This is a genomic window from Microtetraspora sp. AC03309, assembly GCF_020826795.1.
GTDB lineage: Bacteria > Actinomycetota > Actinomycetes > Streptosporangiales > Streptosporangiaceae > Microtetraspora > Microtetraspora glauca.
In genome coordinates this window covers 142,909-150,281 of the sequence record NZ_JADDIL010000010.1, presented here as the reverse complement: position 1 = coordinate 150,281, position 7,373 = coordinate 142,909, and the positions used below count along the sequence as shown (strand labels likewise).

Annotated in this window: 3 protein-coding genes; 2 read left to right on the top strand and 1 reads right to left on the bottom strand. The window is 70.6% G+C overall.

The window, feature by feature from the left end:
• Nucleotides 1-348: 348 nt before the first annotated feature.
• Nucleotides 349-3,168 (top strand): M14 family zinc carboxypeptidase, encoded by a 2,820-nt coding sequence (locus IMZ11_RS08150; protein WP_228639140.1) that lies wholly within the window; start codon nt 349-351, stop codon nt 3,166-3,168.
• A 90-nt stretch (nt 3,169-3,258) separates the two neighbouring features.
• Nucleotides 3,259-4,680 carry a M1 family metallopeptidase gene (locus tag IMZ11_RS08145; protein WP_228639138.1) on the top strand — a complete coding sequence of 474 codons (1,422 nt, stop codon included), beginning with the start codon at nt 3,259-3,261 and terminating at the stop codon, nt 4,678-4,680.
• Between the two features lie 85 nt (nt 4,681-4,765).
• Here IMZ11_RS08145 and IMZ11_RS08140 read toward each other — a convergent pair whose 3' ends face one another.
• Nucleotides 4,766-7,153 (bottom strand): serine/threonine-protein kinase, encoded by a 2,388-nt coding sequence (locus IMZ11_RS08140; protein ID WP_228639136.1) that lies wholly within the window; start codon nt 7,151-7,153, stop codon nt 4,766-4,768.
• Between the last annotated feature and the right edge of the window lie 220 nt (nt 7,154-7,373).

Genomic DNA, 7,373 nt, shown 5'->3' with positions numbered 1-7,373 from the left:
CTCACGGGGCGGGCCGGGGGCGGGGATTCGGCCCGAGCGGGGCCCCGTGCCGTGCCTCCGGCGTTCCGGCGATCTCCGCACCCGCCATTCGGCGTCCCTGGATCGTTCCCGCGCCGCGGCCCTGGGCGTCCGGGGTGCCCGCTCGCCGGGGCGGGTTTCCCGATTCCCCGGCGGTGTATCGCCACGTTCGCACATTCGGACATCCGGAATTTGAACTTTGATATCTCTTGCCCGCTTTATTCCCAACTTATACGATCCGCAGCAACTTTTACTTTCACCTCATCGGTCTCACTCAGGACGCCATCGCCCGCAAAACCCTTCCCCTTACCCCCCAGGAGAAAAAAGATCATGCGGCCACGCACGATGACGTGCAGAAAATCTCCGTACGGCAAGATCGCAGGAGCGGCGGTCCTCACGCTGACCGCGCTCGTCCTCCCACTCGCCTCCCCGCCCGCGTACGCGGACCCGGGCGACCGGCAATGTGTTTCGGACCCGAACGCCCACGCGACCTCGGTGCCGAGCCCCGACCAGTTCTTCGGTTTCCCCCTCGGCAAGGGCCAGTCCCGGACCCTCACGTCCGACGAGATCAGGAAGTACGTCGAGGCGGTGGGACACGCGTCCGACCGCGTGGTCACCGGCACGATGGCGCACAGCGTCTCCGGCCAGGAACTGCCGTACGCCATCGTCTCCAGCCGTCACCACATGGTGCCAGGACAGCTGAAGAAGATCGCGTCGCAGATCCGGTCGTTGCGGGATCCCCGGTCGCTGCGTCAGGACAAGGCGGCGCGACTCGCCGACGACTCCCCGGCGATCGTGTGGGTGGCCGGGAACGTCCACGGCGGCGAGAAGAGCGGGGCCGACGCCGCGCTCAAGACGCTGTACGAGCTGGCCGGCGGGCTGTCCTGCGACGTGGCGAAGCGCAACGAGAACCTGGTCACGATCATCGTGCCGACCCAGAACCCGGACGGCAGGGAGGCGAACCGCCGCCAGAACGACTACGGGTTCGACCTCAACAGGGACTGGTTCGCCCGGACCCAGCCGGAGACCGGCGGCAAGATCGACATGCTGCGGGACTACCCGCCGCAGGTCTTCGTCGACGCGCACGAGATGGGCGGGCGGCAGTACTTCTTCCCGCCGAACGCCGATCCGATCCACCACGAGATCGCCTCCCAGCCGGTTGACTGGATCAACCGCATCGGGGCGGCCAACGCGGCGGGCTTCGGCTACAACGGCGCCTGCGGCGGCGCGGTCACCACGGAGTGCTACTTCAACTACGCGACGTACGACATGTTCTACATGGGGTACGGCGACACCGTGCCCGCGACCGGCTTCGGCGCCGCGGGCATGACCTTCGAGAAGGGCAGCTCCTCGGCCGTCGAGGACCGTGTGCAGCAGCAGTTCAACACGCAGTGGGCCACCATCGGCTGGGCCGCCGACAACAAGCGCGAGATCCTGGACGGCTACTACAAGATCTGGCAGACCGCGATCGAGCAGGGCGCCGCGGGCACACTGGAGCCGAACGAGGTCGTACAGCCGACCAACACCGTCCAGTTCCCGGTCCCCGACGTCAAGGTCCGGTCGTACTTCCTGCTGCCCGACCGCCAGATCGGCGACGTGCGCCGGCTGGTCGAACGGCTGCGCGACATGGACGTCGAGGTCTACCGGCTCAAGCAGCCGGTCACGGTGCCCACCGCCCAGGTCTTCGGCGGCCGTTCCGCCACGAACCTGTCCGTTCCGGCGGGGGCGTACTGGATCCCGATGGACCAGCCGCAGAAGCACTGGATCCAGGCGCTGATCGCGGAGGACCCCTACGTCCCCTTCCCGTACTTCTACGACGTCTCCTCGTGGAGCAACCCGCTGCTGATGGGCGTGGGCACCGTCTCCACCGGTGACGCGCTGTCGCCGAAGGCCGACCTGGTGAAGCGCATGGACGGCGGCGTCGTCTCCGCGGCCCCGTCCATGGGCTCGTACACCTACCCGATGGACTCGGCCGCCGCGTCCGAACTGACCTTCCGCCTCCTCGGCTCCGGCGTGCCGTTGTCGCGCGACCTCGGGACGGGCGTGGTCAGCCTGCCCGCCCGCGCGGTGACCCGCGGCGAGCTCGACAAGCTCGCCCAGTCGTACGGCGTGGCCGTCGAGGGCCACGCGACGCCGGCCTCCGGCACCCCGCTGCGCACACCCGACGTCGGCCTGTTCGCCGGCACCGGGATCTCCACCACCTCCGGCTCGTACGGCGAGGCGCGTTACGTCCTCAGTGAGCGCTGGGGCCTCGCTCCCAAGACGGTCACGACGGCGGACATCAACGACAACACCCCGGCGTTCACCGAGCGCACGGTCGTGCTGGTGCCGGACGGCAGCAGCGCGAACGGCGGCCTGAACGCGCAGGGCCTGGCGAACCTCAAGGCATGGGTGGCCGCGGGCGGCACGTACGTGGGCCTGCGCAACGAGGGCACCCGCGTCGCCCGCACCGCCGGACTGACCTCCACCACGGAGAAGACCAAGCCGACCGGCTACCAGGTCATCGGCTCGCACTTCCGGGTGAACGTCAACACCGGCAGCGCGGTCGCGCTCGGCCGTCCGGCGGAGGACTTCCAGTTCAACAACGGCGACCCGATCCTGAACCCGAGCCAGACGGGCACGAACGTCCTCACCTATCCGTCCGACGACGCGTTCTGGTCGAACGGCTACACGATGAAGGCCGACGCGCTCAAGGGCACGGTCGCGCTGGTCGACGAGCCGTCCGGGGCCGGCCACGCCGTGCTCTTCGCCTACAACCCGCTGTTCCGCGCCTACAACGAGAACGGCATCCACCTGGTCGCGAACGCCCTGCTCCAGCCGGCGGGGAGCGTGCAGCAGCGGCAGCTCACGGCGACCCCGGGCGGCGGCGCGGACGCCCTCCGGGCGGCGGCGGCGAAGGCGGCGGAGCCGGACGACCTCGCCGGTGAGTGGCGCCCCATCGTCCTCCAGGTCGCCGACGCCGACGCGGCACGGACCGAGGCCGTGGTCAGGACGTACACCGACACCGGCCGGACCGCCTCCGCCGACGGCTCGTCGTACATCACGATCCCGAACCCTGAGGGTCTGGCGGCCGACGAGCATCCGTTCCTGCGCGATCTTGTCCGTGACCTGAACGGTGCGGGCATCCCGCTGCGCTCCGTCGTCGGCTGACGTCACGCACCACGCCGACGCCATCCCCGAAGCAGAATGAGTGGTTCCGGCCGGGCCGTGCCCGGCCGGAACCCGTGTGGAAGGAACCGAATGAGAATCTCCCGTATCCGCGGAGCGGCCCTCGCGACCGCGGTGGGCGCCCTCCTCGGCGCCCAGGTGGCGCACCCCGCGCTCGCCGCACCTGGAAACCCCGGCGCGCCGCGCTACTCGGCGGGCACGGCCTCCGTCGGGGACCCGTACTTCCCCGACCAGGGCAACGGCGGCTTCGACGTGAAGCACTACGACATCGCCTTCACGTACGACCCCGCGAGCCGGCACATGGACGCCACCACGACGATCACCGCGGTCGCCACCCAGGACATGGACCAGTTCAACCTCGACTTCCGAGGCCCGGAGATCACCGAGCTCAAGGTGGACAAGCACCCGGCCTCGTTCACACGCGACGGGCAGGAACTCGTCGTGACCCCGCGTCCGAAGCTCAAGTCCGGGCAGGTCTTCACGGTCACCGTGAAGTACGCGGGCACACCGCCGGTCATCACCGACCCGGACGGCTCCATCGAGGGCTGGGTGCCCACCGACGACGGCGCGTTCGTGGCCGGCGAGCCGCAGGGCGCCCCGGCGTGGTTCCCCGGCAGCGACCACCCGACCGACAAGGCGACCTTCACCTTCCGCGCCACCGTGCCGGAGGGCGTCACGGCGGTCGGCAACGGCCAGTTGCTGTCGCAGAAGACCGAGAACGGCACGACCACCTTCGTGTGGGACTCGACCGAGCCGATGGCGACCTACCTGGCCACGATGACCATCGGGAACTTCGTCGTCAACGAGTCGAGGACCCCGAGCGGGATCCCCGTCTACACCGCGGTCGATCCGCGCCTGGTGGCCGGGTCGGCGAACGCCGTCTCCAAGATCCCGGACATGATCGAGTACTTCTCCTCGATCTTCGGGCCGTATCCGTTCGCCTCGACCGGCGCGATCGTCGACCGGGCGCCGAACGTCGGGTACGCCCTCGAGACCCAGACCAAGCCGATCTTCTCCAACACCGCGAGCGTCGGCACGATGGCGCACGAGCTCGCGCACCAGTGGTACGGCGACAGCGTCACGCCGACCCGGTGGTCGGACATCTGGCTCAACGAGGGCTTCGCGACGTACGCCACCTGGCTGTGGACCGAGCACACCGGGGGCGCCTCGGCGCAGACGACGTTCAACAGCTCCAGCAACTACGGGCGCGCGGCGACGTCGTCGTTCTGGCAGACCGTCCTGACCGACCCCGGCACGGTCGACATGTTCGGCAGCGTGCCCTACAACCGCGGGGCGATGACGCTGCACGCGCTGCGCGGCAAGATCGGCGACACCGCCTTCTTCAAGCTGATCAAGGACTGGGCCGCCGACAACCGGTACGGCAACGCGGACACCGCCGCGTTCATCCGTGGCGCGGAGAAGGTGTCGGGCATGGACCTGACCGCCTTCTTCGACGTGTGGGTCTTCCAGAAGGGCAAGCCGTCCGCCTGGTGATAGCCCTGCCCCGGCCGGCGGCGCCCCTCTCCTCCCTCGGGGCCCGTCGGCCGGGTCAGTGGAACGCCGGCCGACGGGCGGCCGGTCACTTCGCGGGCTTGAACGTGGCCGTGAAGGTCTCGAAGTAGTGGTATTCCTTCTTCCAGCGCTTGTCCTGGGTGTGCCAGTAGATGGCGTAGCCGTGGTGCTTGTCGGTCACGAAACCGCGGTTGATCACGTGGGCCTTGCCGCTCCAGGTCCGCCAGGTGAACTCCCAGTCGGCGGCCTCCTTGAAATAGTCCACCCGCCGGATGCCGATGAGTTCGTAACCGCCGAAGCGGGACGGGGCGGATTTCTCCTGGCTCTTCCAGTCCTTCACCGCGTCGTCCTTGGGACTGCTGGTCATACCGATCAGCAGGTACTGGCTCCGGTCCGAGCCGCGGAACCACACGCTGCCGCCGTCCCGCTTGTACTCCTTCCAGCCCTTGGGAAGCGCGATCGAGAAGCCCGTCTTGTCCTTGTACCGCTTCCAGCCCTTGGGGATCTCCGCGGTCTCCGAAGGCGAGGGGCTCGGCGACGGCGAGGACGTGGACTGCGACGGGCTCGCGGAGCCGGAGGGCTTCGCCGACGTGTGGTCCTGACCCGGCCCGCTGGAGTTCCGCGCCGCCCCGCCGACGGCGGGGGGATCCTGCTCGCCCTGCCGCAGGCCGATGAAACCGGCCACGCCCGCCACGATCAGGAGGGCGGGCACGATGACCAGCGCGGCGCGAAGCAGCGGCACCGGTCGTGACCTGGCCGGCGCGGCCGGGGCGTTCCCCCAGGAGGCGCTCAGCTGGGTCGCCTCCTGGCCGCCTCCGGACTGCCCGGCCGGTACGGCCTCCTTGTGCTCGGCGGAGAAGAACCGGTCCAGCGGGCCGTCGCCGGAGAGGTCGATGGCACCGCCCGGCCGCCGCGCGGAGGAGGAGGTCGGGGTCCCGGAGGAGGGCCCGGCGGCGTCCGTCTCGGGCCGCGTCGTCCCCGCGCCCGGCTTCGCCGCGCCGGACGACGCGTGCCCGACGCCCGATCCCGCAGAGCCTCCGGTTCCCGGCGACGTGGGCGTGGTCGTGGGCGTGTCGGTCCCGGATCCGGGCTTCTCGACGCGGAACTTCGCGGTCGCGGACGCGGGCCCGGCCGTACCGGTCTTCGGCTTCGCGGCGCCGGATCCCGGCGTGGCGGCGGACGACGCGCCCCCGGCAGCCGATCCGGCGGCGCCCGACCCTGCGCCCGACCCTGAGGCGGACCCGGAAACGGATCCCGCGGCAGTCCCGGCGCCGGATCCCGTGCCGGATGTCGGCCCCGTCCCCGCGCCCGGCTTGCCGGCACCGGGCCGCGCCGCCGCCGACCCGCCCGGCCGTTCGGGTTCCGGCTGCGCGAGCGGCGGGCGCGCGAGTTCCGGCTGGGTGTCATGCTCGCTGAATCGCGCCGCGGCCCGGGGCTTCTCGTACGGCCGCCGCCGGGCCTCGCCGCCCGCCCGGCCCTCCCGCGCGGGGCCGTCCCAGGCGCTCTGGCCCGTCTCGGGGATCGGGCGAGCGCCCTCTCCGGCGTCGCCCGCCTCCCGCGGCTCGGCCGACCGCGGCGCGGGGGAGGCCGACGGCGCGGACGCCCTGGACGACGGCGTGGTTCCCGGCTTCGGCCGTGCCGTACCGGTGAGCGAACGCCGCAGGAGTTCGGCAGTCTCGTCATAGCCGGGCCGGGCCGCCGGGTCCTTGTCCAGGAGGCGTTCGAGCACGACGCGCAGTTCCCCGGCGTGTACGGCGGGAGCGGGCGCCTCGTTGAGTACGGCGTGCATGGTCGCCATGGGCATGCCGCGGTCGTGCGGCGGCTTGCCCTCCACCGCGGCGTACAGCGTGGCGCCGAGCGACCACAGGTCGGACTCGCGCTGGGCCGCGTCGCCGCGCAGCCGTTCCGGGGCGATGAACGCGGGCGTGCCGATGAGCCCGGTCCTGGTCATGGTGGAGTCGGCCTCCAGGCGCGCGATGCCGAAGTCGGTCAGCACCACCCGCCCGTCGTCCGTGATCAGGACGTTCTCCGGCTTGACGTCACGGTGCAGGACGCCCTGCGCGTGGGCCTCCTTCAGCGCGTCCAGGACCTGCAACCCGATCTCGGTGGTCCGTTCGGGGGAGAGGCGGCCGTCCTCGCGGATCACCTGCCCGAGGGAGCGCGACTGGACGAGCTGCATGATGATCCAGGGCCGGTCGTCCTCCTCGATCACGTCATGGACGACGACGACGTTCGGATGGGTGAGCCGCCCGGCCGCGCGTGCCTCGCGCATGGTCCGGCGATTGAGCTCGTCGAGCTGGTCGCCCATCGCGCTGTCGTAGCGGACCTCCTTGACCGCCACGGTCCGATCGAGCAGCTCGTCATGGGCTCGCCAGACGATTCCCATGCCACCTCGGCCAATGGGTTCGATCAGTTGGTACCGGCCGCCGACCAGCCGGCCTTCCGCATGCGCCATCAAATCCCCTCCTGGACGCATAGATCGTCCCATGGATGACAAAGGGATCAACCCGGCCGATGACGCCGTGTCCGATATCTGAGACAGATCGTTCCGGCCAGCGGAGGGCGCCTGGTAGGGTCGAGGTATGGCTCGGTATTTCACGTTTACGCAGCCGGCTCCGGGAGGGCCGGTCGCAGGCGTGTGATCTAGCGACCATCCGGAGCCGGCTGAGGCAGAG

Excerpts from the sequence above, each read along its gene's own strand:
- IMZ11_RS08150 (WP_228639140.1), top strand. The coding sequence starts at position 349 with ATGCGGCCACGCACGATGACGTGCAGAAAATCTCCGTACGGCAAGATC.
- IMZ11_RS08145 (WP_228639138.1), top strand. The coding sequence starts at position 3,259 with ATGAGAATCTCCCGTATCCGCGGAGCGGCCCTCGCGACCGCGGTGGGC.
- IMZ11_RS08140 (WP_228639136.1), bottom strand. The coding sequence starts at position 7,153 with ATGGCGCATGCGGAAGGCCGGCTGGTCGGCGGCCGGTACCAACTGATC.